At 70.3% G+C, this 26,254-nt stretch carries 31 protein-coding genes and 1 pseudogene; 17 read left to right on the top strand and 15 right to left on the bottom strand.

All coding sequences use genetic code 11. The features are described from left to right. Window positions 1-25 precede the first annotated feature (25 nt). A complete protein-coding gene (locus EPO51_RS23840) occupies window positions 26-583 on the top strand; it encodes a peroxiredoxin (RefSeq protein WP_293355673.1) in 558 nt (185 codons plus the stop codon). A 98-nt stretch (window positions 584-681) separates the two neighbouring features. Further along, complete coding sequence (gene ahpD / locus EPO51_RS23835) at window positions 682-1,218, top strand: alkylhydroperoxidase, AhpD family (RefSeq protein ID WP_293355670.1); 537 nt, start codon at window positions 682-684, stop codon at window positions 1,216-1,218. Here the strand turns inward: ahpD and pdxR are convergent. Then, window positions 1,215-2,663, bottom strand: coding sequence for a MocR-like pyridoxine biosynthesis transcription factor PdxR (gene pdxR / locus EPO51_RS23830; RefSeq protein ID WP_293355667.1), 1,449 nt, complete (start codon window positions 2,661-2,663; stop codon window positions 1,215-1,217). The genes ahpD and pdxR overlap by 4 nt on opposite strands. A 92-nt stretch (window positions 2,664-2,755) precedes the next feature. Between pdxR and EPO51_RS23825 the strand changes: the two genes are divergently transcribed. Next, window positions 2,756-2,983 (top strand): hypothetical protein, encoded by a 228-nt coding sequence (locus tag EPO51_RS23825; RefSeq protein WP_293355664.1) that lies wholly within the window; start codon window positions 2,756-2,758, stop codon window positions 2,981-2,983. Beyond that, window positions 2,980-3,714 (top strand): pyridoxamine 5'-phosphate oxidase family protein, encoded by a 735-nt coding sequence (locus tag EPO51_RS23820; protein ID WP_293355661.1) that lies wholly within the window; start codon window positions 2,980-2,982, stop codon window positions 3,712-3,714. The genes EPO51_RS23825 and EPO51_RS23820 overlap by 4 nt, the downstream gene beginning before the upstream one ends. Here the strand turns inward: EPO51_RS23820 and EPO51_RS23815 are convergent. The 5 genes from EPO51_RS23815 to EPO51_RS23795 form a co-directional block, all read right to left on the bottom strand. After that, window positions 3,690-4,211, bottom strand: a complete 522-nt coding sequence (locus EPO51_RS23815; protein WP_293355658.1) for an SRPBCC family protein — start codon at window positions 4,209-4,211, stop codon at window positions 3,690-3,692. The two genes, EPO51_RS23820 and EPO51_RS23815, sit on opposite strands and share 25 nt — an antisense overlap. Window positions 4,212-4,231: 20 nt before the next feature. Beyond that, window positions 4,232-5,083: a glutamate racemase gene (locus EPO51_RS23810; RefSeq protein WP_293355655.1), complete on the bottom strand. Its 852-nt coding sequence runs from the start codon at window positions 5,081-5,083 to the stop codon at window positions 4,232-4,234. A gap of 77 nt (window positions 5,084-5,160) precedes the next feature. Continuing rightward, window positions 5,161-6,249 (bottom strand): phosphatase PAP2 family protein, encoded by a 1,089-nt coding sequence (locus tag EPO51_RS23805; protein WP_293355652.1) that lies wholly within the window; start codon window positions 6,247-6,249, stop codon window positions 5,161-5,163. A 70-nt stretch (window positions 6,250-6,319) separates the two neighbouring features. After that, window positions 6,320-6,856: a methylated-DNA--[protein]-cysteine S-methyltransferase gene (locus tag EPO51_RS23800; RefSeq protein ID WP_293355649.1), complete on the bottom strand. Its 537-nt coding sequence runs from the start codon at window positions 6,854-6,856 to the stop codon at window positions 6,320-6,322. A 59-nt stretch (window positions 6,857-6,915) separates the two neighbouring features. Then, window positions 6,916-8,346, bottom strand: coding sequence for a GAF domain-containing sensor histidine kinase (locus tag EPO51_RS23795; protein WP_293355646.1), 1,431 nt, complete (start codon window positions 8,344-8,346; stop codon window positions 6,916-6,918). A 225-nt stretch (window positions 8,347-8,571) separates the two neighbouring features. Between EPO51_RS23795 and ffh the strand changes: the two genes are divergently transcribed. Genes ffh through rimM form a run of 3 tightly spaced genes read left to right on the top strand, consistent with a single transcriptional unit; the run spans window position 8,572 to window position 11,211 of the window. Continuing rightward, complete coding sequence (gene ffh, locus EPO51_RS23790; protein ID WP_293355643.1) at window positions 8,572-10,083, top strand: signal recognition particle protein; 1,512 nt, start codon at window positions 8,572-8,574, stop codon at window positions 10,081-10,083. Between the two features lie 24 nt (window positions 10,084-10,107). After that, window positions 10,108-10,692, top strand: a complete 585-nt coding sequence (rpsP, locus tag EPO51_RS23785; protein ID WP_293355639.1) for a 30S ribosomal protein S16 — start codon at window positions 10,108-10,110, stop codon at window positions 10,690-10,692. A 12-nt stretch (window positions 10,693-10,704) separates the two neighbouring features. Beyond that, window positions 10,705-11,211, top strand: coding sequence for a ribosome maturation factor RimM (gene rimM, locus EPO51_RS23780; protein ID WP_293355636.1), 507 nt, complete (start codon window positions 10,705-10,707; stop codon window positions 11,209-11,211). Between the two features lie 126 nt (window positions 11,212-11,337). On the opposite strand, the gene EPO51_RS23775 is transcribed toward rimM, so the two are convergent. Both EPO51_RS23775 and EPO51_RS23770 read right to left on the bottom strand, forming a co-directional pair. Then, window positions 11,338-12,213 (bottom strand): acyl-CoA thioesterase, encoded by an 876-nt coding sequence (locus EPO51_RS23775; protein WP_293355633.1) that lies wholly within the window; start codon window positions 12,211-12,213, stop codon window positions 11,338-11,340. A gap of 107 nt (window positions 12,214-12,320) precedes the next feature. Then, window positions 12,321-13,211, bottom strand: coding sequence for an acyl-CoA thioesterase (locus EPO51_RS23770; protein WP_293355630.1), 891 nt, complete (start codon window positions 13,209-13,211; stop codon window positions 12,321-12,323). A 121-nt stretch (window positions 13,212-13,332) separates the two neighbouring features. Between EPO51_RS23770 and EPO51_RS23765 the strand changes: the two genes are divergently transcribed. The 3 genes and pseudogenes from EPO51_RS23765 (at window position 13,333) to rplS (ending at window position 15,085) form a co-directional block, all read left to right on the top strand. Continuing rightward, a complete protein-coding gene (locus EPO51_RS23765; RefSeq protein WP_293355627.1) occupies window positions 13,333-13,908 on the top strand; it encodes a hypothetical protein in 576 nt (191 codons plus the stop codon). A gap of 39 nt (window positions 13,909-13,947) precedes the next feature. Continuing rightward, window positions 13,948-14,680 (top strand): annotated as a pseudogene (gene trmD, locus EPO51_RS23760) (tRNA (guanosine(37)-N1)-methyltransferase TrmD); the annotation flags it as partial. Continuing rightward, window positions 14,678-15,085, top strand: coding sequence for a 50S ribosomal protein L19 (gene rplS / locus EPO51_RS23755; protein ID WP_293355806.1), 408 nt, complete (start codon window positions 14,678-14,680; stop codon window positions 15,083-15,085). The pseudogene trmD and the gene rplS, both read left to right, overlap by 3 nt. A gap of 79 nt (window positions 15,086-15,164) precedes the next feature. Here the strand turns inward: rplS and EPO51_RS23750 are convergent, their stop codons facing one another. The 5 genes from EPO51_RS23750 to EPO51_RS23730 all read right to left on the bottom strand — a co-directional run bounded on the left by EPO51_RS23750 (window position 15,165) and on the right by EPO51_RS23730 (window position 18,610). Continuing rightward, window positions 15,165-15,602: a GFA family protein gene (locus EPO51_RS23750; protein WP_293355624.1), complete on the bottom strand. Its 438-nt coding sequence runs from the start codon at window positions 15,600-15,602 to the stop codon at window positions 15,165-15,167. A gap of 39 nt (window positions 15,603-15,641) precedes the next feature. Further along, window positions 15,642-16,241 carry a hypothetical protein gene (locus EPO51_RS23745; RefSeq protein ID WP_293355621.1) on the bottom strand — a complete coding sequence of 200 codons (600 nt, stop codon included), beginning with the start codon at window positions 16,239-16,241 and terminating at the stop codon, window positions 15,642-15,644. A 105-nt stretch (window positions 16,242-16,346) separates the two neighbouring features. Next, the gene (locus EPO51_RS23740) at window positions 16,347-17,282 is read right to left on the bottom strand and encodes a LysR family transcriptional regulator (protein WP_293355618.1); all 936 of its coding nucleotides are present in this window, start codon (window positions 17,280-17,282) and stop codon (window positions 16,347-16,349) included. 118 nt (window positions 17,283-17,400) lie between these two features. Then, complete coding sequence (locus EPO51_RS23735) at window positions 17,401-18,294, bottom strand: LysR family transcriptional regulator (RefSeq protein WP_293355615.1); 894 nt, start codon at window positions 18,292-18,294, stop codon at window positions 17,401-17,403. 37 nt (window positions 18,295-18,331) lie between these two features. Then, entirely contained in the window at window positions 18,332-18,610 is a 279-nt protein-coding gene (locus tag EPO51_RS23730) for a hypothetical protein (protein WP_293355612.1), read from the bottom strand. Between the two features lie 126 nt (window positions 18,611-18,736). On the opposite strand from EPO51_RS23730, the gene leuC reads away from it, so the two are divergent. The 5 genes from leuC to leuB are packed head-to-tail and all read left to right on the top strand — an operon-like array spanning window position 18,737 to window position 22,939. Next, window positions 18,737-20,161 carry a 3-isopropylmalate dehydratase large subunit gene (leuC, locus tag EPO51_RS23725; RefSeq protein ID WP_293355803.1) on the top strand — a complete coding sequence of 475 codons (1,425 nt, stop codon included), beginning with the start codon at window positions 18,737-18,739 and terminating at the stop codon, window positions 20,159-20,161. After that, on the top strand, window positions 20,158-20,961 hold the full coding sequence (locus tag EPO51_RS23720; protein WP_293355609.1) for a VOC family protein: 804 nt from the start codon (window positions 20,158-20,160) through the stop codon (window positions 20,959-20,961). The genes leuC and EPO51_RS23720 overlap by 4 nt, the downstream gene beginning before the upstream one ends. Further along, window positions 20,961-21,572 (top strand): 3-isopropylmalate dehydratase small subunit, encoded by a 612-nt coding sequence (gene leuD, locus EPO51_RS23715; RefSeq protein ID WP_293355607.1) that lies wholly within the window; start codon window positions 20,961-20,963, stop codon window positions 21,570-21,572. Before EPO51_RS23720 ends, leuD begins: the two co-directional genes overlap by 1 nt. Next, window positions 21,569-21,871: a putative quinol monooxygenase gene (locus tag EPO51_RS23710; RefSeq protein WP_293355605.1), complete on the top strand. Its 303-nt coding sequence runs from the start codon at window positions 21,569-21,571 to the stop codon at window positions 21,869-21,871. Before leuD ends, EPO51_RS23710 begins: the two co-directional genes overlap by 4 nt. Window positions 21,872-21,886: 15 nt before the next feature. Further along, window positions 21,887-22,939, top strand: a complete 1,053-nt coding sequence (leuB, locus tag EPO51_RS23705) for a 3-isopropylmalate dehydrogenase (RefSeq protein WP_293355603.1) — start codon at window positions 21,887-21,889, stop codon at window positions 22,937-22,939. Between the two features lie 31 nt (window positions 22,940-22,970). Here the strand turns inward: leuB and EPO51_RS23700 are convergent, their stop codons facing one another. Next, on the bottom strand, window positions 22,971-23,879 hold the full coding sequence (locus EPO51_RS23700; protein ID WP_293355601.1) for a bifunctional helix-turn-helix transcriptional regulator/GNAT family N-acetyltransferase: 909 nt from the start codon (window positions 23,877-23,879) through the stop codon (window positions 22,971-22,973). Window positions 23,880-23,996: 117 nt separating this feature from the next. On the opposite strand from EPO51_RS23700, the gene EPO51_RS23695 reads away from it, so the two are divergent. Together EPO51_RS23695 and EPO51_RS23690 are read left to right on the top strand one after the other, a co-directional pair. Next, the gene (locus EPO51_RS23695) at window positions 23,997-24,407 is read left to right on the top strand and encodes an EVE domain-containing protein (protein ID WP_293355599.1); all 411 of its coding nucleotides are present in this window, start codon (window positions 23,997-23,999) and stop codon (window positions 24,405-24,407) included. 4 nt (window positions 24,408-24,411) lie between these two features. After that, on the top strand, window positions 24,412-25,173 hold the full coding sequence (locus tag EPO51_RS23690) for a 3-keto-disaccharide hydrolase (RefSeq protein WP_293355597.1): 762 nt from the start codon (window positions 24,412-24,414) through the stop codon (window positions 25,171-25,173). A gap of 378 nt (window positions 25,174-25,551) precedes the next feature. On the opposite strand, the gene EPO51_RS23685 is transcribed toward EPO51_RS23690, so the two are convergent. Next, window positions 25,552-26,016, bottom strand: coding sequence for an endonuclease domain-containing protein (locus tag EPO51_RS23685; RefSeq protein WP_293355595.1), 465 nt, complete (start codon window positions 26,014-26,016; stop codon window positions 25,552-25,554). Window positions 26,017-26,254 lie beyond the last annotated feature (238 nt).

Genomic DNA, 26,254 nt, shown 5'->3' with positions numbered 1-26,254 from the left:
GGCAAGCTTTTAAGGAGAGAATTGTATGCTGGGTGTTGGCCAGACGCTGCCCGACTTCAAGATCGTGGGTGTGAAGCCCAAGTTCATGCGCCACGAGGAGAACGGCGAGAGCGCGTTCGAGACCGTCACCAAGGAAAGCTTCCCCGGGAAGTGGAAGGTCATCTTCTTCTATCCGAAGGACTTCACCTTCGTTTGCCCGACCGAGATCGCCGAGTTCGCCCGCCTGAACCGCGAGTTCGCCGACCGCGACGCCGTCGTCCTGGGCGGCTCGACCGACAACGAGCACTCCAAGCTCGGCTGGCGCCGCGAGCACCCGGATCTGCACGAGCTGCCGATCTGGAACTTCGCGGACAACTCCGGGAAGTTCGCCCGCGACCTGGGCGTTCTGAACGAGGAAGAGGGCGTGGCCCTGCGCGCCACCTACATCGTCGACCCCGACAATGTGGTGCAGCACGTCTACGTCACGAACCTGAACGTGGGCCGCAACCCGCAGGACACCCTTCGCGTCCTCGATGCGCTCCAGACCGATGAGCTCTGCCCGTGCAACCGCTCGGTTGGCGGCGAGACCCTGAAGGCCGCGTAAGCACACCACGCGGACTTTAGAGCTAGCCGGGGGCGCTCCCCCTTCTCCCCCAAGAGCGCCCCCGGCCTTTTCTTTCTCAAGACATCTTGGAGCTACCCATGTCCCTCGACGCCCTGCGCGATGGCCTGCCCGCCTATGCCAAGGATATCAGCCTGAACCTCGGCAGCCTGGCCTCCGAGACGGTCCTGACCGACCAGCAGAAGTGGGGCGCGTTCGTCGCGTCCGCCCACGCCGTCGGCGTCCCGGCCGTGGTGAAGACCGTGGAAGCGGCCGCCGACGCGGCCGGCCTCTCCGCCGAGGCCAAGACCGCCGCCAAGGCCGCGGCCGCCATCATGGGCATGAACAACGTCTACTACCGCTCGCTGCACCTGCTTTCGAACGGCGAGTACAAGACCCTGCCCGCCCGGCTGCGGATGAACGTCCTGGCCAACCCGGGCGTCGAGAAGGCCGATTTCGAACTCTGGTCCACCGCGGTATCGGCCGTGAACGGCTGCGGCATGTGCCTGGACTCGCACGAGGCCGAGCTGAAGAAGCACGGCGTGCCGACCCAGAGCATCCAGGCGGCGCTCCGCATCGCTGCGGTGGTGAACGCCGCCAGCCGCGTGATCGCGGCGGAAGCGGCGCTCGCCGCCTAGGCCTCCAGCGCCGCCGCCAGCCGCCCCACGCCCGCGTCCATGGCCTTCGCCGGGAAGCCGGTGAAGCCCAGGAGCAGACCCTGGCGGGGCGGGGCGTCGTGGTAGAGGGGGCTGATCGCGCGGGCGAGCACGCCCTTCGCCGCGGCCCGCGCCTCGACCTCCCGGTCCGAGCGGCCGTCCTTCAGATAGGCGATCAGATGCATGCCCTGGTCCGGTACGTCCGGCTCCAGGACATGGTCCAGCCTTCGCCGCAGCGCCTCGACCAGGGCGTCCCGCTGCGCCCTGTAGGCCAGCCTCCGGCGGCGGATGTGGGCGGCGAACTGGCCGCTCTCCATGAAGTCCAGGGCGATGGCCTGGGTCAGGGTCGGCGGCTGGCGGTCCGCCAGGCGGCGCAGCGCGGCGAACGACGCCATCAGCGGCTTGGGCGCCACCAGGTAGCCCAGGCGCAGGCCCGGGAAGAGAGACTTGTTGAAGGTGCCCACGTAGATCACCCGCTCGCCGCCATCCAGGCCCTGCAGCGAGGCCAGCGGCGCGCCGGCGTAGCGGAACTCCGAGGCGTAGTCGTCCTCCACGATCCAGGCTCCGGCCGAGCGCGCCCAGGCGATCAGCTCCAGCCTGCGGCCCATCGACATCGCCACCCCCAGCGGGAACTGGTGCGAGGGCGTGACGAAGACTGCGCGCGCGTCCGGCGCCGCCGCGATCCCGGCCTGGACGACCAGGCCCGAGCGGTCCACCGGCACGGCGTGGCCCTCGGCGCCCGCCGCCAGCAGAGCCTGCCAGGTGTTGGCGTAGCCGGGATCTTCCAGCCACACCCGGTCGCCCGGCTTGAGCAGCAGGCGCGCCGCCAGGTCCACGGCATGCTGCGCGCCGGCGGTGACGATCACCTGCTCGGCCTCGCACACGACGCCGCGGGCCGCGCGCAGATAGTCGGCGATGGCCGCCCGCAGCTGCGGCTCGCCCGCCGGTTCCGAATAGCCGAAGTGCGCGGGACCCAGGGTCCGCAGCGCGCGGCGGGTCGAGACCGACCAGGCGTCCTGCGCGCGGGCGTCCATGAGGGTGCGGCCGTTCGAGAAGGTCTGCGGCTCGATCGACGGCGTCGGGAAGGCCGCCAGCTCGCGCGCCCGCTGGGGCACTACCGGCGGGGCGGCGGCGGGCGCAGGCGTCGGGGCTGCCACGTCCAGCACGCCGGAGAGGTCCTGGGAGACATAGGTGCCGGAGCCGGTCCGCCCCTGGGCGTAGCCTTCCGCCAGCAGCTGGTCGTAGGCCGCCACCACCGAGGCCCGCGCCACGCCCAGCCTGAGCGCCAGGTCGCGGCTGGACGGCAGGCGTCCGCCGGGCCGCAGCGCGCCCGCGTGGATCGCGCTTCGCACCTGGTCATAGACCTGCCGGATCACCGGCCGTCCGGCCTCGGGCGCGGACCAGGGATAGAGTTCGGCCCAGCTCATGGCGCCCCCAAGCGGTCTGTCCAGATTGTTCAAAGTGGATCTATCTAGCAGACCACACAAGGCTTAGCTCGCCAACCTGAAAGGAGGCGGCCATGCCCACGACCCCGAACGAACACACCCTCGAAAGCCTGCGTCGCCTCGCCGTAAGGACGCTGACCTATGCCCTCGCCGTGGCGCTGGTCGCCCTGGCCGCGCCGTCCGTCCTCACCCCCATGCCGGCGGTGACGCTGCTCCCCAAGCCGCCGCCAGTCGTGGCGCGGGTTTCCGTCGCCTCCCCACCGATGGAGCCCGCGCCCAATCTCTCGAAGGCCCGCTCATGAGCCCGCCCGCCGACGGAACCGCCGCCTTCGCCGCGACCAGCCGCTCCAGGGTCCGCCGCCGGCCCCAGCGCGCGAGCTACGACGAGGCCGCCGTCTATGAGGTCCTGGACGCCGGGATCATGGCCCACGTGGGCTACGTCATCGACGGCCAGCCCTTCGTGACCCCAACCGCCTACTGGCGCGAGGGCCGCAAGCTCTATTGGCATGGCGCGGCGGCCAGCCGGATGCTGGCGACGGTGGCGGAGGGCGCGCCGGTCTGCGTGACGGTCAGCTTCCTGGACGGCTTCGTCGTTGGCCGCTCCGGCATCATGCATTCGCTGAACTACCGCTCGGTGATGGCCTTCGGCCGCGCGCGGCTGATCGACGGCCTCGGCGAAAAGCGCGAGGCGATGGCCAGCTTCATCGACCGGCTCTACGCGGGCCGGCCGCTGAAGCTGCGGCCCACCACCGACAATGAGCTCCGGCAGATCGCCCTCGTCGAGATGGAGATCGAGGAGGCCTCGGCGAAGGCGCGCAACACCGGCGTCGGCGACCTGCCCGCGGACGAGGGCTGGCCCGCCTGGTGCGGCGTGTTCCCGGTGGAGACCCGGATTGGCGCGGCCCTGCCCCAGCCCGGCATGGGGACCGGCGGCCCGCCCACGCCCGACCTGGCGCCCTACGCCGAGGGCGCGCGCCTGGACGAGACGCTCAGCGTCGCGGCCAAGGCCTACGGCTTGCCGGTCTCGACGTAGGCCTTCAACCGCTTCACCGCCGCCCCAAGCACGCCGTCGACAGCCGGGGCGATGGAGACGACGAAGTCCCGCGCGCCGCCGACGTTGTAGGTGGTGACGAGCTCGGTCCCGCCGTCCTTGGCCTTGAGGTTGAAGGCGAGCGCCGCCGAGACGCCCTCGTCCTGCAGCGGACCCAGCGCCGCATCGACGCGGATGAGGCTGTTCGGGATCACCGCCTCCACAACGCCGTGGCGAACACCGCCGTTCATGACCGCCTCGCAGAAACAGCCGTTGGCCGTCAGCGGGAGGGTCATGTTCGAGGCGTTGCCGGAATAGGTGTGGGCGCCGTCCCACCACTGGCCGACCTCGCCGATGGCCTTGAAGACCTTCGACGGCGGCGCGGCGATCTGCTGCGTGAACTTGAGCCGGAAGTGCGAGGGGCCCTTGTCGACCACCTCGGCGCGGGCCGCGCCCGCCAAACTCAGGGCGGCCAGAGCCGCCAAAGCCGCAATCCTCATCGTCTCGTCCCCCGCCAGGTTCAGGCCGGTTCGAAGCTTAGAGGCCCTCCCCAGAAAGTCTCAACCAGACTGTTCTGCGCGCCGGGCTCGCCGGTGGTGAGAAAGCGACGAACGGCGCCGGTTCCCATCCGGAATTCGGGATGGCGGGCGAAATAGCGGTCCAGGGCGTCGGCCGTGGCGTCAGGCTGGCGGATCAACGGCGTGCCCGGCGGCAGGGCGGCCTGGAACAGGTCGGCGACGATCTCGTAGTGCGTGCAGCCCAGGATCGCCCGGTCGGGCGCGCGGCCGATGCGCAGGCTGAGCGCCTTCACATGGCCCTGGATCACCGCGGCCAGCTCGTCGCGCGGCGCATTGGCCTCGATCATCCGCGCCAGCTCCGGGCAGGGCTCGGAGAAGACGGCCACGTCCTGGCGGCGCTTGTCGATCTCGATCTCGTAGACCCGGCTTCGGGCGGTCGCCGGGGTCGAGAAGACGCCCAGGATCTCGAGCTTCTCGGCCTTCTCCTCGCGCCACTGGGCCTCGTGCTCCCAGGGCAGGCCGGTGGCCGCCTCGATGGTCGGCACCACGATGCCCAGCACGTTCACCGGCCGGCCCAGCTCGCGCCGGTAGCCGGGCAGCCAGGTCTGCTGCAGGCGGCGCAGCGCCACGCTGGCGGCGGTGTTGCAGGCCAGGACCACCAGGTCGCAGCCCTCGTCGAACAGGCGGATGCAGCCGGCCTTGGTCAGCTCGACGATCTCCTCGCCGGCGCGGCCGCCGTAGGGCGCGTTGGCCTGGTCGGCCAGGTAGATGAAGTCCGCGTCCGGAAACCGCTCCACCAGCCGGTGATGGACGGTCAGGCCGCCGACCCCGGAATCGAACACGCCGATGCTCATGCCCCGGTGTTAGCGAGCGCCGCGGGGCCTGTCACCGGCGGCGTGCCGGGCGGCGCCGGAGCGTGACACCTTCCAAGTCACATCTGCACGGCCGATTGCGGACGGCGCAGCAGCCGGCCCGCCGCCCACCACACCGCCGCCACCGTCAGGGCCGAGGCGTAGCCGTCGATGGCGTAGTGCCAGCCGAGGTGGACCGAGCCCGCCGCGATGGCCACGGCGAAGGCCGCATAGGCGAGGCCCAGCCCCCAGTGGATGTGTCGCGCGGCCAGGGCGAACAGCGTCGCCATCGCCACATGCAGGCTGGGGAACGCCGAGATGCCGCTGCCGAGGCTGGCGGCGTTGTTCGCATAGGCCGACCACAGCATGGCCTGGACGTCGACGCTGGACAGGGGCAGGCCGCGGCTGAAGTCCAGGTAGGACAGCAAGGGCGCGAAACGGGCCGTGTCGCCGGTCAGGTGGCCGTAATAGACCGGGCCGCCGGTCATCACCACGGCGGCCATCACATTGCCCAGCACGATCCAGGCGACCAGGAACGTCCAGTAGAACCGCGTGCGCAGGTGCGCCAGCCGCCGCGACGTCGCCAGCGCCGCCGTGAGCGCGCACAGGGAGGTCGTCCAGACCGGCAGGTACAGGAACTGAATGGCCCGGGTGACGGCGTGATGGCCCAGGACCGGCTGGAGCAGCCGCCACGGGTCGTGGCCGCCGTGCAGGGCCGCATCCAGGTGGGCCGCCCACGGGTCCAGGCCGAACGGCGCCAGGCTGGGCAGCAGCGTCTTGATGGTGGTGAAGGCGCCGTAGAACAGCGAGACCGCGGTGAACAGCACCAGGCCGGCGATCAGGCGCGGGGTCACCCGCCGCCCGGCCTGTACGGCCAGCTGGCGCAGCGGCCCACCCGGCGCGGCCGCGATCGCCCGCGGAACCTCGATCACCAGCAGGGCCACGAGGCCGGCCGCCAACGCGGAGCGCAGCAGCCGCGGCGCATAGCTCAGGGCGAGCAGATGTTCCCCCTTGCCCAGCGCGTACGCCAGGCCCGCGGCCGTCGCGATATAGGCGGCCATCGCGAGATACAGCGCCCGGTCGTGGCGCAGCTCGTCGATCACCTCGCCGAGGCCGGGCAGGCTGAGGCTCAGGCGTTCCTGGACGTTTCCCTGACTCTGGACGGACATGGATCCCCCGCGGCTTCGGCGGGACCCTAGGCAAGTGGCGTTAGGCTATCGTGAATCCGGGCCGCCGATCTCAGGCGAACAGGTCGGTCTGGGCCGCGGCCTGGGCGCCCTCGATGCCGAGCAGCTTCAGCTTGGTGTTCACGCCGCCCCGGGCCGAGAAGCCGCCGGGCTTGCCGCCCGCCGCCGTCACCCGATGGCACGGGACCACGATGGGCCAGGGGTTCTTGCCCAGCGCCTGGCCGACGTCACGGGCCAGGAGCTTGTCGCCCAGCTTCACGGCGATCTCGCCATAGGTCAGGGTCTCGCCGGGCGGGATGGCGCGGGCGATCTCATAGACCTTGGCGTGGAACTCCGGCGTCTGGGACATGTCGACCGGCGCGTCCAGGAGGTCGGGCTTCTCGCCCCGCATCAGCGCGCGGATGTCCTCGACGGTCTTGGCGAGATCGGTCGGGACGGCGCCCTCGGTCGCATCGGGAAATCGCCGAAGGAACGACCGGCGCGCGGTCTCCGGATCGCGTTCCGGCAGGTGGACGCCGACCAGGCCCTGGTCGCTCCAGGCGATGCCGGCCCAGCCGATGGCGGTGTCGAAGAGTGCGTATCGGGTCATGGAGAGAAGATAGTCCCGGCCGCCGATAACCGCTGGCGGCTTTCGGACATCAATCGCGCCTATTCGGCGGGGATGGCCACGGCCCGGGCCGGCTGCAACGGCATGCGCAGGGTGAAGCGGGTCTCTTTGCTGTCCGAGGTCACCTCCAGGGTCCCGTCGTGGGCCCGCGCGATCTCCGCGGCGATCCAGAGCCCCAGGCCAAGCCCCTGCTGCTTCGGCCGCACGATGGCGCGCGAGAAGGGCTGGAACAGGCGCGCCCGCGCCGCCTCCGGGATCGGCTCGCCGGCGTTGGCCACCGACAGCTCCAGCACGTCGCCGACGATCAGCCCCAGGACCTTCACCGGCGCGCTTTCCGACCCGTGCGTCAGGGCGTTGGCGATCAGGTTGGACAGCAGCTGCGCAAGGCGCCGGCCGTCCGCATTGACCACCCGGTCCAGCCGGATGTCGGCGTCGATCCGCCGGTCGGGATAGGCCATCCTGAGTTCGGTCACCACCAGGTCCAGCGACCGCGCCAGCTCCGGCTCGTCCCGGCGCTCCGCCACGAACCCGCCCCCCAGGCGGCCGCGGGCCAGGTCCAGGACGTTGTCGATCAGCCCGGCCATGCGCCCGACGCTCTCGTGCATCATGTCGACCAGGGCGACCGCGCGCTCGTTCAGCGGGGTCTTCTTCAGCAGCCGGCCCGCCGCGTCGATGGAGGCCAGCGGGTTGCGCAGGTCGTGGCCCAGCACGGCGATGAACTGCTCGCGCAGCTCGGCGGCCTCGCGCTGGTCCAGCAGCGCCGCCTCGCTCCGCGCCAGCCGCTGCTCGGCGTCGAGCTGCGAGGCGATCAGGTCGGCGAACAGCCCGAACATCGCCGCGACCTGACCGTCCTTCAGCCGCGCCGGCCTCGGATCTATGGCGCACAGCGTTCCGAAGAACTCGCCGTGCAGCAGGATCGGGACCGAGATGTAGCTCTGGAAGCCGTACAGGGCCGGCGTGTGGTGGCCACGGAACGCGCCGTCCTCGTCGACGTGGTCGATCACCACCGCCTCGCCGGAGGCGCGGATCTCGCCGCAGATGGTGGACTCGACGTTGAGCTCACCGCCGGCCTTCAGGCCGAAGTCGATCTCGTCGCGCACCGCGCAGGCGATCCAGCGGTCCTCGGTGACCCGCGCCACGGCGGCGAAGCCCATCCCGGTGGTCCGGCAGACGACCTCGAGGATGCGCGGGATGGCGCCGATCCTGGCTATGGCCGCGACATCGTCTTCGATCGAGGGCGGTATCGGCGTTCTCCTTGAGGCCCCGCGGCCCGGCGCGGAACCTAGGCCCTTGTGACGGTCGGAGTCACTGAAATTACTGAGATTTGTCGGGTATCGGACAGTTCTACTCGCCGCCTTCTCCCTTCTTAGTCCCCGGCCTGGCAGGAAGGTGACAAAGGACCGGCGACGGCGAAGCCGCGCTGCGTGACGGCCCGGCCGGATCGTCCACCGACGCGATTTCTTGACCTTCACCCCCTCTTGAGCGCATAAGCGCGCCCTTCCGGCGCAACCTCGGTCAGCGCCCTCTACCGCCACGACCCCCAGACCTTATCTGGGACGAGGGCGGCGAGGCCCCCCGTCCACGCAATCGTGCACGGGGGTCGACTGCGTTTGGGCCCCCGTGATTTCGCCTCGGCGAAACACAGGGAAGCGGACGGTCTGCAATTCGCCTCCGCGAATTGCTTGGGAGATTTGCGTTTGTTCGACGCGCTGACAGATCGGCTGACAGGGGTTTTCGACCGGCTTTCCGGGCGCGGCGTGCTGTCCGAGAAGGACGTCGACGAGGTGATGCGCGAGATCCGCGTCGCCCTGCTCGAGGCCGACGTGGCCCTGCCGGTCGTCCGGGACTTCATCGCCAAGGCCAAGGAAGCCGCGACGGGCGAAGCGGTGATCCGCTCGGTCCGGCCCGCCGACCAGGTGGTCAAGATCACCTACGACGGCCTGGTGGAGATGCTGGGCGGCGAGGGCGAGGCCGAGGGCCTGAACCTTTCGCTGAACCCGCCCACCGTGATCCTGATGGCCGGCCTGCAGGGCTCGGGCAAGACCACCACCGCCGGCAAGCTGGCGCTGCGCCTGGTCCGGGAGCGCAAGAAGGTGCTGCTGGCCTCGCTCGACACCCGCCGCCCCGCCGCCATGGAACAGCTCGGCATGCTGGCCGAGCAGGCAGGTGCGAGCTTCCTGCCCATCGTCGCCGGCCAGGCCGCCCCGGACATCGCGCGGCGCGCCATGCAGTCGGCCCGCCTCCAGGGCTTCGACATCCTGATCCTCGACACCGCCGGCCGCACGACGATCGACGAGGCGATGATGAGCGAGGCGGCCGAGATCGCGAAGATCTCGAACCCCTCCGAGACCCTGCTGGTCGCCGACGCCCTGACCGGCCAGGACGCGGTGCGCACCGCCAAGGCCTTCCACGAGCGCCTGCCGCTGACCGGCCTGGTGCTGACCCGCGCCGACGGCGACGGCCGCGGCGGCGCGGCGCTCTCGATGCGCGCGGTCACCGGCCTGCCCATCAAGTTCCTGGGCGTGTCCGAAAAGATCGACGGCCTGGACGTGTTCGACGCCCAGCGCATCGCCGGCCGGATCCTGGGCCGCGGCGACGTCGTCGCCCTGGTCGAGAAGGCCGCGCAGGAACTGGACATGGCCAAGGCGGAAGCCACGGCCAAGAAGCTCGCCAAGGGGCAGTTCGACCTCGACATGATGGCCGACCAGCTGGCGCAGATGAAGCGCATGGGCGGCATGGAAGGCATGATGGGCCTGCTGCCTGGCGTGCGGAACATGAAGAAGCAGATCGCCGAGAGCGGTCTGACCGACAAGACCTTCGACCGCCAGGTGGCGATCATCTCGTCGATGACCAAGCAGGAGCGCAAGAAGCCGGACATCCTGGCCGCCTCGCGCAAGCGCCGCATCGCCGCCGGCTCGGGCGTCGACGTGGCCGAGGTCAACCGGCTGCTGAAGCAGCACCGCCAGATGGCCGACGCCTTCAAGTCGCTGAGCAAGAACGGCGGCAAGGGCTTCGGCCAGATGGCCAAGATGCTGGGCGGCGGTGGCGGCATGGACATGGCCAAGATCGCCCAGATGACCGGCGGCCAGGCGCCCACGCCCGAACAGATGGAAGAGATGGCGGCCAAGCTGAAGAGCATGCCCGGCGGCCTTCCGAAACTCCCCGGCCTCGGCGGCCTACCGCCGGGCTTCAATCCCTTCAAGAAATAGCCTGAAAGACCAAGGACCTATCCAATGCTGAAGATCCGTCTCGCCCGTGGCGGCGCCAAGAAGCGCCCCTACTACTCGATCGTCGTCGCCGACAGCCACTCGCCCCGCGACGGCCGCTTCATCGAGAAGGTGGGTTCGTACAACCCGCTGCTGAAGAAGGACGACCCGAACCGCGTCGTCCTGAAGGTCGAGCGCATCCAGGAGTGGATGTCCAAGGGCGCCCAGCCCACCGACCGCGTCGCCCGCGAGCTCGGCAAGCTGGACATCGTGAAGTGGGAAGCCGGCAACAACCCGACCAAGGGCACGCCGGGCAAGAAGGCCAACGAACGCGCCGAGGAAAAGGCCCAGAAGGAAGCCGACCGCGCCGCCGCGGCCGCTGAACTGGCCGCCAACCCGCCGCCGGTCGAAGAGCCGGTCGCCGAGGAGGCTCCTGCCGAAGTCGCCGCCGAGGCCGCTCCGGAAGCCGCTGCTGAAGAAGCGCCCGCTGCTGAAGCTCCCGCCGCCGAAGAGGCTCCGGCCGCTGAAGCCGCCCCCGAGGCTCCCGCCGAGGAAGCTCCCGCCGCCGAGGCCGCCGCCGAAGCTGCGCCCGAAGGCGAAGACAAGGCCTAAGGGCTTCCACGGGTGAGCTCGGATCTCATCCAGGTGGGCCGGGTCGCGGGCGCCTTCGGGGTCCGCGGCGAGGTCCGCATCACCAGCTTCACGGCCGATCCCGTGGCGCTGGTGGACTACAGGGACCTGAAGCGTGAGGACGGCTCGGCCGGCCTCACGCTGACCTCCGGGCGCGCCGTCAAGGGCGGCGTCATCGTCCGCGCCAGGGAAGTCGAGACCCGCGAACAGGCCGAAGCCCTGCGCGGCCTCAAGCTCTACATCCCCCGCGATCGCCTCCCCGAGCCCGAGGAGGACGAGTTCTACGTCACCGACCTGATCGGCCTGAAGGTCGAGACGGCGGAGGGCGACGCGCTGGGCCGCGTGAAGTCCGTCCAGGACTTCGGCGCCGGCGACCTGCTTGAGATCGCGCCCGCCGAAGGCGGCGCCACCTGGTACCTCCCCTTCACCCGCGAAGCCGTGCCCGAGGTGCGGATCGCCGAGGGCGTGGTGGTGGTGGTGAAGCCGGAAGAGGTGGAGTGATTTCTCCCTCCCTTAATGGGGAGGGTCGACGCGCCGCAGGCGCGCGGGGTGGGGTTCTTAGGGCTCAAGCGCGAAGCCCGGTCGTGACTTCCCCACCCTGGCCGCTTCGCGGCCTGTCCCTCCCCATTAAGGGAGGGACTTCTTCTTCCGCATCCGCATGAGCCCTTCCTGGGCGCAGCTCGCCACCAGGGCGCCGTCCGAGGCGCGGTAGATGTAGCCCAGGTTGAAGCCGCGGCCGCCCGACGCCGAGGGGCTCTCCTGCACGTACAGGTGCCATTCGTTGAAGTCGGTTTCCCGGTGGAACCACATGGCGTGGTCCAGGCTGGCCGACTGGAAGCCCGGCGTGCGCCAGCTGACCCCATGCGGCCGGATCGCGGTGCCCAGCAGGCTCATGTCCGAGGCATAGGCCAGGATCACCTGGTGCATGTGCTGGTCGTCGCCGATCGGGTGGCGCGCCCGGAACCAGACCTGCTGGCGCGGCTCGCGGCGTTCCGGCGCGGCCACGTCGAACCGCCCGCCCACGGTGCGCATCTCGATCGGCTGTTCGCGATCGATCCAGTCGAGGTCTTCGGGGGGCGCTTCGGCGCGCAGGCGGCGGCGGACCTCGGAATCGTCCTCGACCTCAGCCCAATCCGGCCCGTCCGGCTGCTCCGACTGATGCTCGTAGCCGTCTTCCGCCACCTGAAACGAGGCGGCCAGGTTGAAGATCTGCTGCCCATGCTGGACGGCGATCACCCGGCGCGTCGTGAAGCTGCCGCCGTCGCGGCTGCGGTCGACCTCGAAGATGATCGGCACGGTGGGGTCGCCCGGCCGGATGAAGTAGCAGTGCAGCGAGTGGCAGACCCGGTCCTCGACCGTCTCGTAGGCCGCCAGCAAGGATTGGGCGATCACCTGGCCGCCATAGATCCGCTGGCGCTGTTCCTTGTCCGGCGTCGTGCCGCGGAACAGGTTCACCTCCAGCCGCTCGAGCTTGAGCGTTTCGGCGAGCGTCTGGCCGGTCATGGCGTCCCCCGGATGCTGCAGTTGCGAAGGCGGCTGCCTTACGCCCCGGAAGCTTCAGCGGCAACCTCCTCTCCCCCCGAGCGCAGCGAGAGAGGGGAGAGGGCGTTTCACTTCGCCGGCTTCATCCGCAGCAGGCCTTCCTGGGCCACCGAGGCCACGAGGGTCCCGTCCTCGGCGAAGATCTGGCCGCGGATGAAGCCACGTCCGTCCGAGGCCGAGGGACTGTCGTGGACGTAGAGGTGCCACTGGTTGAAGTCGGTCGGCTTGTGGAACCACATGGCGTGGTCCAGGCTGGCCGACTGGAAGCCCGGCGTCTGCCAATGGACCCCGTGGGGCCGCATCGCCGTCGACAGCAGGTTCATGTCCGAGGCGTAGGCCAGGATCACCTGGTGCATGTGGGCGTCGTCGCCGATGGGCGTGCGACAGCGGAACCAGTTCTGCGACACCGGGTCCTGCGGCTGGCCGCTCAGCCAGTAGGTGCGGGCGTCCTTGGAGCGCATCTCGATGGGCGGGCTGCGGCTCATCCACCGCTTCGCCTCCTCGGGCGCGTCCTTCATCAGCTCGCGCATGACCTCCATCTGGTCCTTGAGCTCGCTCCAGTGCGGGCCCTCGGGCATCGCCGCCTGGTGGTTGAACCCCTCCTCCGGATCCTTGAACGAGGCGGCCAGGTTGAAGATCTGCTTGCCGTGCTGGACGGCCACCACGCGCCGGGTCGTGAAGCTGCCGCCGTCGCGCGACCGGTCCACCTCGAAGACGATCGGCACGGTCGGGTCGCCGGGGCGGATGAAATAGCAGTGCAGCGAGTGGCAGACCCGCGCCTCGACCGTCTCGTAGGCGGCCAGCAGCGACTGGGCGATCACCTGGCCGCCGAAGATTCGGCCCGGCGAATTGTCCGGGGAGGTTCCCCGGAACAGGTTCATCTCGATCCGCTCGAGCTGCAGGGTCTCGACCAGGGTCTCGTCCTGGCCTTCGCTATGGGGGGCGTCCGTCTCGCTCATGCCGCGGCGATTACGCTCCGGACCGCCGGGGGGCAAGGCGCACGGATCAGACGGCGCCTTGCGCACGCTTGGCGAGCGCCCTCTTCTACGCGCAATGGGAGAGACGCCGTACATACGGCCCGTGTGGCGCACAGGGCTGGCCGCCGCCCTGGCGGCCTGGATGGCGCTGGTGCTCGGGGCGACCCTCGGCGCCGCCCGGCTGATGGAGGTGACGCCCCCCGTGGTGGCGCCGTTCCTGATCGGGGCGCTGTATGTCGTGGCGCCGCTGATCCTGCTGGTCTGGGGCTTCTGGACCATGCTGCGCGAGCCGATGACCGGCTGGCTGGCCCCCACCATCCTGATGGCCTTCGCCGGCGCCTTCGTGCCCCTGGCGACCCCGCTGTACGAGGCCGGCGTCCACATGAATTTCGAGGCCCGCCGTCCGGCCTACGAGGCCATCGCCGCCGAGGTGCGCGACGGCCGGATCGGCGGCCTCCCCAACCCCCGCGGCTGGATCGTCGGCGAGCGCGACGGCGTGCGCTTCCGGTTCCGGCCCACGGACCGCGGCATGATCGACTTCGCCTGGGCCCAGGCCTACGGCTTCAAGGCGGGCGTCCGCTATGACGACACCCCCTGCGTCAGCCGCCCCGGCGCGCTCTGCATCGACCGCGGCGAGGCGCTGGCCGAGCGCTTCACCTACTACGCGCGGTTCTTCTGAGGCTTGACGGCGCGCCCCTGAGCAGCGCCTTCACCCGCCATGCCCTTCGACTGCACCGTCCTGACCATGTTTCCGGAGGCGTTTCCGGGCCCGCTGGGCGTCTCCCTGATCGGGACGGCGTGGCGAGAGGCCGCGCTCTGGTCCCTGGAAACAGTGGACATTCGGGGCTTTTCCACAGATAAGCGCGGCTTCCTCGACGACACCCCCGCGGGTGGCGGTCCTGGACAGGTGATGAGAGCGGACGTCATCGCCTCTGCGCTGGACAGCGTGGAGCGGCGGGGACGGCCGCTTTTATACATGAGCGCCCGGGGTCGGCCCCTGACCCAGGCGCGGGTTCGTGAATGGGCGGCCGGCCCGGGACTGATCGTCCTGTGCGGGCGGTTCGAGGGGGTGGACCAGCGGGTGCTCGACAGCCGCGGGTTCGAGGAGGTCGCCGTCGGCGACGCGGTCCTCGCCGGTGGCGAGGCGGCGGCGATGGTGGCGATCGAGGCTTGCGTAAGGCTGGTGCCCGGCGTGCTGGGACAGGCCGAAAGCCTCAGTGAAGAGAGCTTCGAGGACGGACTCCTCGAGCATCCGCAGTACACCAGGCCGCGGACGTTCGAAGGCGTCGACATCCCCGAGGTCCTGCTGAGCGGCCACCACGCCGAGATCCGGAAGTGGCGGGCGGCCCAGCGGGAAGAGACGACGCGCAAGCAGCGGCCCGACCTGTGGGCCAAGGCGAGCGCCAATCAACAGGCAAAGGGCGATAAAGCCCAGTAAGGACAAGACTATGGCTGCGAACATCATTGAGACCCTCCGCAAGGAAGAGTCCGACCGCCTGCTGGCCGTGCGCCAGATCCCCGAGTTCCGTCCGGGCGACACCGTCCGCGTGAACGTGAAGATCAAGGAAGGCGAGCGCGAGCGCGTCCAGGCCTACGAAGGCGTCTGCATCGCCCGCGCCGGCCAAGGCGTCGACGAGAACTTCACCGTCCGCAAGATCTCCTTCGGCGAAGGCGTGGAACGCGTGTTCCCGATCCTGTCGCCGAACATCGAATCCATCGAAGTGAAGCGTCGCGGCGTCGTCCGGCGCGCCAAGCTGTACTACCTGCGCGATCGCCGCGGGAAGTCGGCCCGCATCGCCGAGCGCCAGATGGGCGCCAAGGTGGTCGCGGACGCGGCCCCTGCCGAAGAAGCCTGAACCGCTTCGGACTTCTGAGATTCAAGACGGCGGCTGGAGCGATCCAGCCGCCGTTTTTCGTGCGTCCGGCCGCGAGTGGCTAGCAGGGGTCGGGGGCCTCTGTCGGATGCGAGGTCGGCGCGAAGCCCTGCGCGTGCCGCGGCAGCCCGTCGTCCAGCGCCAGCCACGCCACCTTCTCGCTGACCCAGATGTGGGCGGTGGGTTGAACGGCGTTGCGGTCGTCGAAGGTCGCGAGCGATACGCCCAGCCGGGCCGGCGCGTCCTTGGGCTCGGCGAACAGTGGGGTTCCGCAACGGGCGCAGGACAGGCGATCGACCCGCGGCGAGGTGGCCCAACGGGTGACCTCACCCGACCATTCAAAGATGCTCTCCAGGAAGATCGCCCGCGCGAAGAACGGGCCGCCGACCGCCCGCTGGCAGAGACGGCAATGGCAGAACCGCACGTTCGCCGGCTCGCCCCCCGCGCGCCATCGGACCTGCCCGCACAGGCAACCGCCTTGGTAGATCGGATCGCTCATGGCCTTCAGTGAACCCGCCGCACAGGCCGGACGCAACGTTCAGAGGCGCAGGACGTCGCCGTAGATCTTGACTTCCATTTCCGCCCAGGTCGGGTTGGCGGCGTAGAGTCCCTCCAGTTCGGCGGCCGTGAAGTAGAAGTCGAGCGACTTCACATAGTCGAGGGTCGTGGGGTTCACGACCTTCTTCAGCTTGTGGGCGGCCGAGCGCACGCGGGGGCCCAGCAGGCCTTCGAACTGGTCGACGAAGTCGTCGGCCAGATGCTCCAGCCGCACCCAGCCGTGGATCGCCTGGCCGCGCAGCCGGCCCACCTGGGCGTCCGCATGGTTCACGCTGCCGTCCCGCTCGTAGAACTGCCCGCGGCACAGCATCTCGCGCGTGGCGCAGCGATGCGGCGGCCGGGCGGCCTCGTAGTGGATTCGGCTCAGCACCCACCAGGGCAGCCGCCGGATGCCCGAGATGACGCGCTTGTCCTTCGGATCGAAGCTGCGCTCGGTCAGGCGTCGCTCCTCGATGGAGTCGTGCCAGCGGTGGTCGTCCGCCCCGGGCACGTCGAAGACCACGTCGTCGCGCCCACGGCCGGCGTCGCGGATCGCCGCCGCCACGGCATGTCCCCCGGTCTTGGGGAAATGCATCCACACGAAATTGCGCCCGACGATCACGCTCGCAGGCTAGGGATGGAATGCGAATGCCGGTACCGGGCGTCCATCGACTAGGGCGTTCGACCGCGTCGAACAGTGGCGCGGTCAGGCCGCTGCCGGCTGGCGTGCGCGGCCGGCGATCAGATCCAGCACCTCGGGCCGCCGCACGAACTCGGCGAAGGCGCGCAGGGGCCCGGTCATGTTGCGGCGGCTGGGATAGTAGAAGTGCCAGCCGTCGAACGGCAGGGCGTAGGGCTCCAGCACGATCCGCAGGCGTCCCGCCTCCAGGTGCGGTCGGGCATGGGCCTCGTTCGTGTAGGCGATGCCGACGCCGTCCACGGCGGCGCGCAGCACGAAGTCCATGCTGTCGGTGGCCACCGCGCCGGGTGTCTGCACCTCGATCCTGCGGCCCTCGTCCAGGAACTCCCATCGATAGATCGCCCCCGACCCGAGCCGCAGTTGCACGCAGCGGTGGTGGGCGAGGTCGGCGGGAGTCGTGGGCGTCCCGTGGCGGCGCAGGTAGTCGGGCGAGGCGATCGCCACCTGCCGGCCCGGCGGGCTGACGCGCAGCGTGATCATGTCCTGCGGGATCAGGCTCCGGCCCCGAACCCCGGCGTCCTCGCGGCCTTCCCTCAGCTCGCCGGTCTCGTTGTCGACCACCGCCTCCAGCGTAACCTCGGGATAGGCCTTGGCGAAGGCGGGCAGGATGCGCGCCACCACCATCTCCAGCCCGAGGCTGGACACCGACAGCCGCAGGCGGCCGCGCGGCTCGTCGCGGAAATCGTCCAGCGAGCCCAGGGCGTCGCCCAGGTCGCTGAGGATCGGCCGCACGCGGGTCAGCAGCCGCTCGCCGGCCTCGGTCAGGGTGACGCTGCGCGTGGTGCGGTTCAGCAGGCGGATCTGCAGTTCGCCTTCCAGCGCCTTGATGGCGTGGCTGACGGTGGACGTCGTGCGGCCCAGGTCGCCGGCGGCGCGGGCGAAGCTGCCACGCTCGGCCACGGCGACGAAGGCGGTCAGGCGGCTCAGGTCGGCGGAAATCATGAGCCTGGCGTCCCGGTCAGGTTCCGACCCCGTCGCGGAACGACGCCGTGACGGGCGATTACAACCCTAGCGACGTCACGCTTCCGCAATGTTGCAGATCGCCGTTAGGCGGCGCCCTTCATTCGCCTTGAACCGCGTAGGCTCCGAGCTCCTGGGCCAGATGGTCGAACATCAGGCGGATGCGGGGGCTGCCGCGCAGGGTCTCGTGCATGCAGATCCAGATATCCAGCTTGAACGAGAAGACGTCGGCCATGATCGGAACCAGCCCGAACCGCTCCCCGATCTGGCGCTGGCAGGCGCCGATGCCGAAGCCGGCCCGCATCGCGGCCAGCTGGGCCACATCGTTGTCCGTGCGCAGGGCGAACAGCTCCCGCGTGATCGGGCGGCCGATCGCGAGTTCGTTCACCAGGTCGGGAAAATCCCGGTCGAAGCCGATCAGGGTGTGCGCGGCCAGCTCGTCGAAGTCCTTGGGCAGCCCCTTGCGCGCGACGTATTCAGCCGTGGCGTGGAAGCCGATGGTCAGTTCGCCCACCTTCTTGGCCACCAGGCTGTTCTGAGTGGGTCGCGACATCCGCACCGCCACGTCGGCGTCGCGGCGGGTCAGGTCCTCGTTCTTGTTGGAGAGCACCATCTCCACGTCGATGCCGGGGTTGGCCTGCCGGAAGCTCGTGAGGATGTTCGGCAGCACCTCGATCCCGACGATCTCGCTGGCGGCGATGCGCACGACCCCACCCTCGCCGCTGGCGACGCCTGTCGCGTCGCGACCCGCCGCCTCGGCCGCTGCGGCCATGTCGGCCAGGTGTGGCCGGAACGCCAGGGCCAGGTCCGTGGGCTGCAGCCCCCGCGGGCTGCGCAGGAACAGCGGCGCGCCCAGTTGTCGCTCGAGCTGGTCGATGTGACGGCCCAGGGTCGGCTGGGTCAGGCGGCGGATCCGCGCCGCCGCCGAGAAGCTGCCGGCCTGCAGCACCGCGTGCAGGCTCTGCAGAAGATCCCAATCGGCCGGTCCGGGCATACGTCCATGAATAGCGGTTTCCGCCGCCGCGGCAAATTCAGGGTTCGTCGTAGACGATCAGCCCGCATCCGTAGCGCCGGGCGTTGGCCATCGCGGAACTGAAGTCGGCGGGCATCGCGGCCGCGTCGATCACCTCGGCGGTCCGCAGCACGCGGGCTTCGGAGAACCCGTCGCGGCCGACCTCCAGGATCGCGGTCGCTTCCGCCTCGCCTTCCGCACCCGCCCGCACGAAGGCCAGGATCGTAAGCGCCGGCGGCCGGCCGCCCTCCAGCGCCTGCAGGGTGACCACATATACACCGGCCGGCGCCTCATCCATGCGTCCGGTATCCCGCAATCCGCACCTGCGCCAAAGGGGCAAATTCACCGATATTGGTTAGTATTCTAATGTTTTGACGCATCGCAGCACTAGACGCGCCCGCCTCGGGAGACCTACATGCAGCCCATGTCCGGCAAGACCCTTTACGACAAGATCTGGGACGCGCACGTCGTCGATACGCAAGACGGCGAGGCGATCCTCTACATCGACCTGCACCTCATCCACGAGGTGACGACGCCCCAGGCCTTCGCCGGGCTTCGCGTCAATCGCCGCCCGGTGCGCCGGCCCGACCGCACGCTCGCGGTCGCCGACCACAATGTGCCGACCGAGGGCCAGGCCCTGGGCGTCGACGCCGTCGCCGACGAAGAGGCGCGCCTGCAGCTCCAGACGCTGGGCCGGAACGTCGCGGAGTACGGGATCGAGTACTTCCCGATGGGCGACATCCGCAACGGCATCGTCCACGTGGTGGGTCCGGAACAGGGCCGCACCCAGCCCGGCATGACCATCGTCTGCGGCGACAGCCACACCTCCACGCATGGCGCGTTCGGGGCCCTGGCTCACGGCATCGGCACGTCCGAGGTCGAGCACGTCCTGGCCACCCAGACCCTGCGCCAGAAGAAGGCGAAGAACTTCCGCGTCCGCATCGAGGGCGAGCCGGCGCCCGGCGTCGGCGCCAAGGACTACGCCCTGGCCGTGATCGGGCAGATCGGCACCGCCGGCGGCACGGGCTACGTCATCGAATACGCCGGCTCCGCCGTCCGCGCCCTGTCGATGGAGGGCCGGATGACCCTCTGCAACCTGACCATCGAAGGCGGCGCCCGCGCCGGCCTGGTCGCGCCCGACGACACCACCTTCGACTATCTCAAGGGGCGACCGGCCACGCCGAAGGGCGGCGCCTGGGAGATGGCGCTCGGCTATTGGAAGACCTTCTTCACCGACGACGACGCCGTCTTCGACCGCGAGATCGTGCTGGACGCCGCCCAGATCGCGCCGACCGTCACCTGGGGCACCAGCCCCGAGGACGTGGTGGCCATCACCGGCCATGTCCCGGACCCGGCCAGCTTCGAAACCCCCGACAAGCGCGCCTCGGCCGAACGGGCGCTGGAGTACATGGGCCTGACCCCCGGCCAGCCGATCACCGAGGCCAAGGTCGACGTGGTGTTCATCGGCTCCTGCACCAACAGCCGCATCGAGGACCTGCGCTCGGCGGCGAAGATCGCGGCCAAGGCCCTGGAGGGGGGCCGCAAGGTCGCCGAGGGCGTCCGCGCCATGGTGGTCCCGGGCTCCGGCCTGGTCAGCGCCCAGGCCGAGGAAGAGGGCCTGGACGAGATCTTCAAGGCCGCGGGCTTCGAATGGCGCGAGCCGGGCTGCTCCATGTGCCTGGGCATGAACCCCGACAAGCTGACCAGCGGCCAGCGCTGCGCCTCCACCTCGAACCGCAACTTCGAGGGCCGCCAGGGCCGCGGCGGCCGCACCCACCTGATGAGCCCCGCCATGGCCGCCGCCGCCGCCATCGCCGGCCACATCGCCGACGTGCGGGACTTCCTGTGATCACCGGCCTGGACCACGTCGCGATCGCGGTCCGGGACGTGGACGCGGCGGCCGACGCCTATCGCCGCCTGCTGGGCGTGGAGCCCGACCGCGAGGACGACGACGGCGCCGCGCGCGCCTGGTTCCGCTTCCCCAACATGGCGCTGGAGATCATCGGAGCTCAGGGCGAAGGGGCCGCGGGCGAGCGCGTCCGCGCCCAGCTCGACGCCAACGGGGAAGGCGTCTGGCTCCTGGCCTTCGCGGTCGCCGACCTCGACGCGGCCGCCAAGCTGGTCGAGCGACGCGGCGTCGGCGTCGAGCGCATCGGCGGCCACGTCCGTCTGGATCGTTCGCAGACCGGCGGCCTGCAGATGTTCCTGCGCCAGGCCACCCCGATCCGGCCCTCCGCGCCCATCGCCCCCGAGCCGATCACCCGGCTCGACCACGTCGTGGTCTGGACCGCCAACGTCGACCGCGCCCTGGCGATCTACGGCGCCAAGCTGGGCCTGGACCTGCGTCTGGACCGCGAGAACCCCAAGTGGAACGCCCGCCAGCTCTTCTTCCGGGTGGGCGGAACGGTCATCGAGATGGGCGCCAGGATCGGCGCGCCCGCGACGGATGAACCTGACCGCTCGGGCGGCCTCGCCTGGCGCGTGGCCGATCCCGACGCCGCCCGGGCCCGGATGGCCGCCGCCAGCTTCGACGTCTCCGAGGTCCGCGCCGGCCGCAAGCCGGGCACCAAGGTCTTCACCGTCCGCGACGCCCCCGCCGGCGTCCCCACCCTGATGCTCAGCGCCGAGCCCGCTCTGGAAACCGCCTGATGGAAGCCTTCACCCGCCTCGACGCCCCCGCCGCGCCGCTGCCGCTGTCCAACATCGACACCGACCAGATCATCCCGAAGCAGTTCCTCAAGACCGTGGAGCGCGCCGGCCTGGCCAAGGGGCTGTTCTACGAATACCGCTTCGACGAGCAGGGCCGGGAGAAGCCCGACTTCGTGCTGAACCAGCCGGCCTACAAGGGCGCCGGCGTCCTGATCACCGGCGACAACTTCGGCTGCGGCTCGTCGCGCGAGCACGCCCCCTGGGCGCTGATGGACTTCGGCATCAAGGCCGTCATCTCCACCAGCTTCGCGGACATTTTCTACAACAACTGCTTCCAGAATGGCCTCTTGCCCGTGGTGCTGAAGGCCGAGCAGGTCGCCCAGCTCATGGACGAGGCGCGCGGCGGCAACCACGTGGTCTCCATCGACCTGGAGGCCCAGACGGTGACCTCGCCGTCCGGCGCCAGCTTCACCTTCGAGATCGACGCCCAGCGCAAGCAGAAGATGCTGCAGGGCCTGGACGCCATCGGCGAGACCCTGCAGGCCGCGCCGTCCATCGACCTCTACGAGCAGAAGCGCGCCCTGGACCGGCCCTGGCTGGAGCGCGCGTGACCGTCCTCGTGGCCGGAACGGTGCGCGTGCCGCCTGAGAACCTGACCGCCTTCAAGCCGCACATGGACGCTATGCTGGCGGGCAGCCGGGCCGAGGACGGGTGCCTCACCTATTCCTATGCGATCGACGTGCAGGACCCCGGCCTGATCCGGGTGTTCGAGGCCTGGCGCGACCAGGCGGCCCTCGACGCGCATTTTCAGACGGCCCATATGGCCGAATGGCGAAGCCAGTGGCCGCAGTTCGGGGTTTCCGATCGCCGCCTCTCGCTCTACGAGGTCGCCGCGGAACGCGCGCTCTAGCTCTCGGGGAATTCCATGACCGACCTGCTGCTCCTGCCCGGCGACGGGATCGGGCCCGAAGTGACGGCGCAGGTGCGCCGCGTGGCCGAGAAGCTGACCCCGGACCTCAGCATCGAGGAGCGGCTGTTCGGCGGCTGCAGCTACGACGCCCATGGCGTGCCGCTGACCGACGAGACCCTGGCCGCCGCCAAGGCCGCCAAGGCGGTGCTGATGGGCGCCGTCGGCGGGCCGAAGTGGGTGGACGCGCCGCGCGACAAGCGCCCCGAGGCGGGCCTCCTGAACCTGCGCGCCGGCATGGGCGTGTTCGCCAACCTGCGCCCCGCGCTCTGCTTCCAGCCCCTGGCCGACGCCTCCAGCCTGAAGCGCGAGCTGGTCGAGGGCCTGGACTTCATGATCGTCCGCGAGCTGACCGGCGGCATCTACTTCGGGAGCCCCCGGTTCATCGAGGACCTGCCGGGCGGCGGCCAGCGGGCCGTGGACACCCAGGTCTACACCACCGCCGAGATCGAGCGGGTGGCGCGCGTGGCCTTCGAACTGGCCCGCGGCCGGCGCAACAAGGTGCATTCGGCCGAGAAATCCAACGTGATGGATTCCGGCCTGCTCTGGCGGCGCGTGGTCACCGCCCTGCACAGCAGAGAGTACCCCGACGTCGAGCTGGAGCACATCCTGGCCGACAACGCCGCCATGCAGATCGTCAAGAACCCCAAGCAGTTCGACGTCATGGTCACCGACAACCTGTTCGGCGACATCCTCTCGGACGCCGCGGCCCAGCTCACCGGCTCGCTGGGGATGCTGCCGTCGGCCGCGCTGGGCCTGCCGGGGACGCCCGGCCTCTACGAACCGATCCACGGCTCGGCGCCGGATATCGCCGGCCAGGGCGTCGCCAATCCGCTGGCCGCGATCCTGTCGTTCGAGATGGCGCTGCGCTGGTCGCTGGATCGCCCGGCCGAAGCCGACCGCCTGTTCGCCGCCGTGGAAAAGGCCCTGGAAAACGGCGCCCGCACCCGCGACCTGGGCGGCGCGCTCTCCACCGCCCAGATGGGCGACGCGGTGCTGGCGGCGCTGTAGTCTTCCTTTCCCGCGCAGCGGGAAGGGAAGGTCAAAGCGCCAGTCGCCACGTCTCCGACACCTCGGGCTTGCCGAACTCGTCGTGGGTCCAGGTCTTCTCGAGCTTGAAGCCCACCGAGGCGTAGATCGCGCGGGCCGCCGTCAGCTTTTCGTGGGTCCAGAGCACGATCTCGCGATAGCCGGCGGCGCGGGCGAAGTCGATGCACGCCTCCACCAGGCGGCGGCCCAGGCCGGTCCCCCGCGCCTCGGGCTCCAGCAGCAGCAGGCGCAGGCGCGCCACGTCTTCGCCCTCCTTGACCATGAACACCGAGCCCAGCCGCTCGCCGTCGCGCTCGGCGATCCAGCAGCGCTCGCGCTCTGTATCGAAGCTGTCCAGGAAGTCGGCGACGATGCGCGCCGTCACGCCTTCGATGTTCCAGCCGTACTCCCGGCCGTAGAGCGCGGCGTGGCGCTCGACGACCCAGCCCATGTCGCCGGGGCGGTGTTCGCGCAGGACGATCGGCCCGGGCGGCGCGGCGCTCATCAGCTGCTCCACCTGGGCCATCGCGCCGGTCAGCCGGTCGCGGGCCGGACCCGAGAGCCCGCCGATCAGGCCCTCGACCAGCTCGGCGGAACGGCGGTCGAACGGGGCGAACACGTCCTCGCCATGCGGGGTGAGCCTCAGGACGGCGCTGCGGCCGTCGGTGGCCGAGCGCTCGCGGGCCACCACCCCATCGCGCTCGAACCGGCCCACGATCCGGCTGAGATAGCCGGCGTCCAGGCCGGTGATCTCGCCGACCGCCTTGGCGGTGATCCCGTCGCCCTTGGCGATCTCATAGAGCACCCGGCCCTCCGCCAGGGTGTAGGGCGTGCCGAGGTAGCCCCGGTCCAGGACGCCGATCGCCCGGGTGTAGAAGCGGTTGAATCGGCGGACGGCCGCCACGGTGTCGGTCTCGGTCATAGCCCGATTGAGCGGCCGATAGTTGACACAGTCAAGTATATTCGTGGGTCGGGGCCGCCTAGGCGGCGTCGCCCCGGCCGTGGCATGGTCGCCGCCTCAAACAGCGAGGAGCCGCCCATGGGATCCTATTGGCTCGTGAAGTCCGAGCCCGCGAAGTACGCCTTCGCCGACCTGCAGCGCGACGGCAGGACCGTCTGGGACGGCGTCCGCAACAACGCCGCGGCCCTGCACCTGAAGGCGATGAAGGTGGGCGACGAGGTGCTCTACTACCACTCCCAGGAAGGGCTGGCCGTGGTGGGGATCGCCAAGGTGGCCAAGGAGGCCTTCCCCGACCAGACCGACCCCGCCGGCCGCTTCGTGGCCGTGGAGCTGACGCCGGTGCGCGCGCTGAAGCGGCCGGTCACGCTCCAGGAGATGAAGGCCACGCCGGCGCTGTCGGCCCTGGAGATGATCCGCCAGGGCCGCCTCTCGGTCTCGCCCGTGCGGCCCGAGGAATGGAAGACGATCCTGAAACTGGCGGAGGGCTAGACGCATGCTCGGTCTACGTATCGCGGCCGCGACGGCCCTGCTCTGCCTCGCCGGCCCGGCCTGCGCGCAGAAGCCCGAAGACACCGAACAGGCCGGGCCGATCCCGCCCGTCGTCACGCCCGCCGCCCAGCCCGGCGGCCCGCCGTCGGACGCCGTCGTGCTGTTCGACGGCAAGGACGTCAGCCAGTGGGTGTCGACCAAGGACAAGGGCCCGATCGGCTGGACGGTCGAGGACGGCGCCCTGGTCGTGAAGCTGTCGGCCGGCAACATCGAGACCCGGCGCACCTTCGGCAGCTACCAGCTGCACATCGAGTGGAAGGTCCCGGCGGGCGTCACCGGCTCGGGCCAGCTTCGCGGCAACAGCGGCGTCTTCCTGGCGGGCGTCGGCCCCGGCGACGGCGGCTATGAGCTGCAGATCCTCGATTCCTACCGGAACTCGACCTACGTGAACGGCCAGGCCGCCAGCATCTACAAGCAGGCCCCGCCGCTCGCCAACGCCATGCGCCCGCCCGGCGAATGGCAGGTCTACGACGTCGTCTGGACCGCGCCGACGTTCGGCGCCGACGGGGCCATGAAGACCCCGGCCAAGGTCACCGCCTTCCACAACGGCGTCCTGGTGCAGAACGACTTCGTCCTGGCCGGCCCCACCCGCTACATCGGCAAGCCGGCCTACGCTCCCCACGGACCCGCGCCGATCAAGCTGCAGGCCCACGCCGGCGGCGGCCCCGTCAGCTTCCGCAACATCTGGGTGCGGCCGCTGGACTAGGTGTCGTTGCCCGCCAGGAAGCCGACGTCCCCGAAGGGCCGCGACGGGGGAACCGGACTCTGATCTCCTCCCCCCTCTCGCTTCGCGGGGGGAGAGGAGATTCGCGCCAGCATCCGCTAAGGATCCGAGAGCGGGCGCCCCCCGGCGCATCCCGCGGCTCAAATCCACGGCAGCCCACAAGCGCCGCCGTCCGGGCGGGTCAAGGATCGCGCGCCAGCGCGGCCGCGCCAGCGGCTCGTCCTTGAGGCGTCCGGGCGGCGGCGCACGCTCGACGCCCGGACTTTGACCCCCCGCCTTCACCTCCCCCGCGAAGCGGCGGGAGGGGGACCGCGCGCCGAGCGTAGCGAAGAGGGCGTGGTGGAGGGGGCGAGCGACCGCTCAGACGCTTCGATCACGCCTCAGCGCCGCCACCGTCAGCAAAACCTCGTCCATGACCCCGTCGATGTCACGGTAAACCCGCGACGCCGGAAAGCGGACGACCTGGACGCCCTGTCCCGCGAGCCACCGATCTCGCGCCGCGTCTCGATCCTGAGCCTCGTCGTCCCAGTGCGTCGCGCCGTCGATCTCGACAGCGAGCTTCACCGCCGGACAGTAGAAGTCGAGAATGATCGACCCGAAGGGGTGTTGCCGGCGGAAGGTCGGGCGCTCCCCGCCCCGTCCGCGCAGGCGGCTCCAGAGGATGACCTCCGGCTCGGTCATCGCCTTGCGCATGGCGCGGGCGCGGTTGGTGATCAATGTGCGTCGCAAGGCTGTGCCGGCCGCTCGCCCCCTCCACCCCACGCTCTTCGCTGCGCTCGGCGCGCGGTCCCCCTCCCGCCGCTTCACGGGGGTGGTGAAGAACATAGTGCGAACAAGTGAGAGCGCCAACGTCCCTAGCGCGTTGAAGCCGGAAGGCGCGAAAGAAAACCACAAACAACTTTGACTTCCGTCCACGCCTCATGTTCTCGTTATGTTCATGTCGCAGGCCGCGCACATCGCCGAACGGCGCCAGCAGATGCTGGCGCGGCTGGCCGAGCTGGATCTCGTGGCCGCCGAGGCCGCGCACGCCAGCTACCTGGCCGCCATCGACACGCCCGAGGAG

It is taken from the genome of Phenylobacterium sp. (assembly GCF_004297125.1).
GTDB lineage: Bacteria > Pseudomonadota > Alphaproteobacteria > Caulobacterales > Caulobacteraceae > Phenylobacterium.
This window is presented reverse-complemented; position numbering and strand designations above follow the sequence as displayed.

Coding starts and splice junctions, on each gene's coding strand:
- EPO51_RS23840 (WP_293355673.1), top strand. CDS start 26: ATGCTGGGTGTTGGCCAGACGCTGCCCGACTTCAAGATCGTGGGTGTG.
- ahpD (WP_293355670.1), top strand. CDS start 682: ATGTCCCTCGACGCCCTGCGCGATGGCCTGCCCGCCTATGCCAAGGAT.
- pdxR (WP_293355667.1), bottom strand. CDS start 2,663: ATGAGCTGGGCCGAACTCTATCCCTGGTCCGCGCCCGAGGCCGGACGG.
- EPO51_RS23825 (WP_293355664.1), top strand. CDS start 2,756: ATGCCCACGACCCCGAACGAACACACCCTCGAAAGCCTGCGTCGCCTC.
- EPO51_RS23820 (WP_293355661.1), top strand. CDS start 2,980: ATGAGCCCGCCCGCCGACGGAACCGCCGCCTTCGCCGCGACCAGCCGC.
- EPO51_RS23815 (WP_293355658.1), bottom strand. CDS start 4,211: ATGAGGATTGCGGCTTTGGCGGCTCTGGCCGCCCTGAGTTTGGCGGGC.
- EPO51_RS23810 (WP_293355655.1), bottom strand. CDS start 5,083: ATGAGCATCGGCGTGTTCGATTCCGGGGTCGGCGGCCTGACCGTCCAT.
- EPO51_RS23805 (WP_293355652.1), bottom strand. CDS start 6,249: ATGTCCGTCCAGAGTCAGGGAAACGTCCAGGAACGCCTGAGCCTCAGC.
- EPO51_RS23800 (WP_293355649.1), bottom strand. CDS start 6,856: ATGACCCGATACGCACTCTTCGACACCGCCATCGGCTGGGCCGGCATC.
- rpsP (WP_293355639.1), top strand. CDS start 10,108: ATGCTGAAGATCCGTCTCGCCCGTGGCGGCGCCAAGAAGCGCCCCTAC.
- EPO51_RS23775 (WP_293355633.1), bottom strand. CDS start 12,213: ATGACCGGCCAGACGCTCGCCGAAACGCTCAAGCTCGAGCGGCTGGAG.
- EPO51_RS23770 (WP_293355630.1), bottom strand. CDS start 13,211: ATGAGCGAGACGGACGCCCCCCATAGCGAAGGCCAGGACGAGACCCTG.
- rplS (WP_293355806.1), top strand. CDS start 14,678: ATGGCTGCGAACATCATTGAGACCCTCCGCAAGGAAGAGTCCGACCGC.
- EPO51_RS23750 (WP_293355624.1), bottom strand. CDS start 15,602: ATGAGCGATCCGATCTACCAAGGCGGTTGCCTGTGCGGGCAGGTCCGA.
- EPO51_RS23740 (WP_293355618.1), bottom strand. CDS start 17,282: ATGATTTCCGCCGACCTGAGCCGCCTGACCGCCTTCGTCGCCGTGGCC.
- EPO51_RS23735 (WP_293355615.1), bottom strand. CDS start 18,294: ATGCCCGGACCGGCCGATTGGGATCTTCTGCAGAGCCTGCACGCGGTG.
- EPO51_RS23730 (WP_293355612.1), bottom strand. CDS start 18,610: ATGGATGAGGCGCCGGCCGGTGTATATGTGGTCACCCTGCAGGCGCTG.
- leuC (WP_293355803.1), top strand. CDS start 18,737: ATGTCCGGCAAGACCCTTTACGACAAGATCTGGGACGCGCACGTCGTC.
- leuD (WP_293355607.1), top strand. CDS start 20,961: ATGGAAGCCTTCACCCGCCTCGACGCCCCCGCCGCGCCGCTGCCGCTG.
- leuB (WP_293355603.1), top strand. CDS start 21,887: ATGACCGACCTGCTGCTCCTGCCCGGCGACGGGATCGGGCCCGAAGTG.
- EPO51_RS23700 (WP_293355601.1), bottom strand. CDS start 23,879: ATGACCGAGACCGACACCGTGGCGGCCGTCCGCCGATTCAACCGCTTC.
- EPO51_RS23695 (WP_293355599.1), top strand. CDS start 23,997: ATGGGATCCTATTGGCTCGTGAAGTCCGAGCCCGCGAAGTACGCCTTC.
- EPO51_RS23690 (WP_293355597.1), top strand. CDS start 24,412: ATGCTCGGTCTACGTATCGCGGCCGCGACGGCCCTGCTCTGCCTCGCC.
- EPO51_RS23685 (WP_293355595.1), bottom strand. CDS start 26,016: ATGTTCTTCACCACCCCCGTGAAGCGGCGGGAGGGGGACCGCGCGCCG.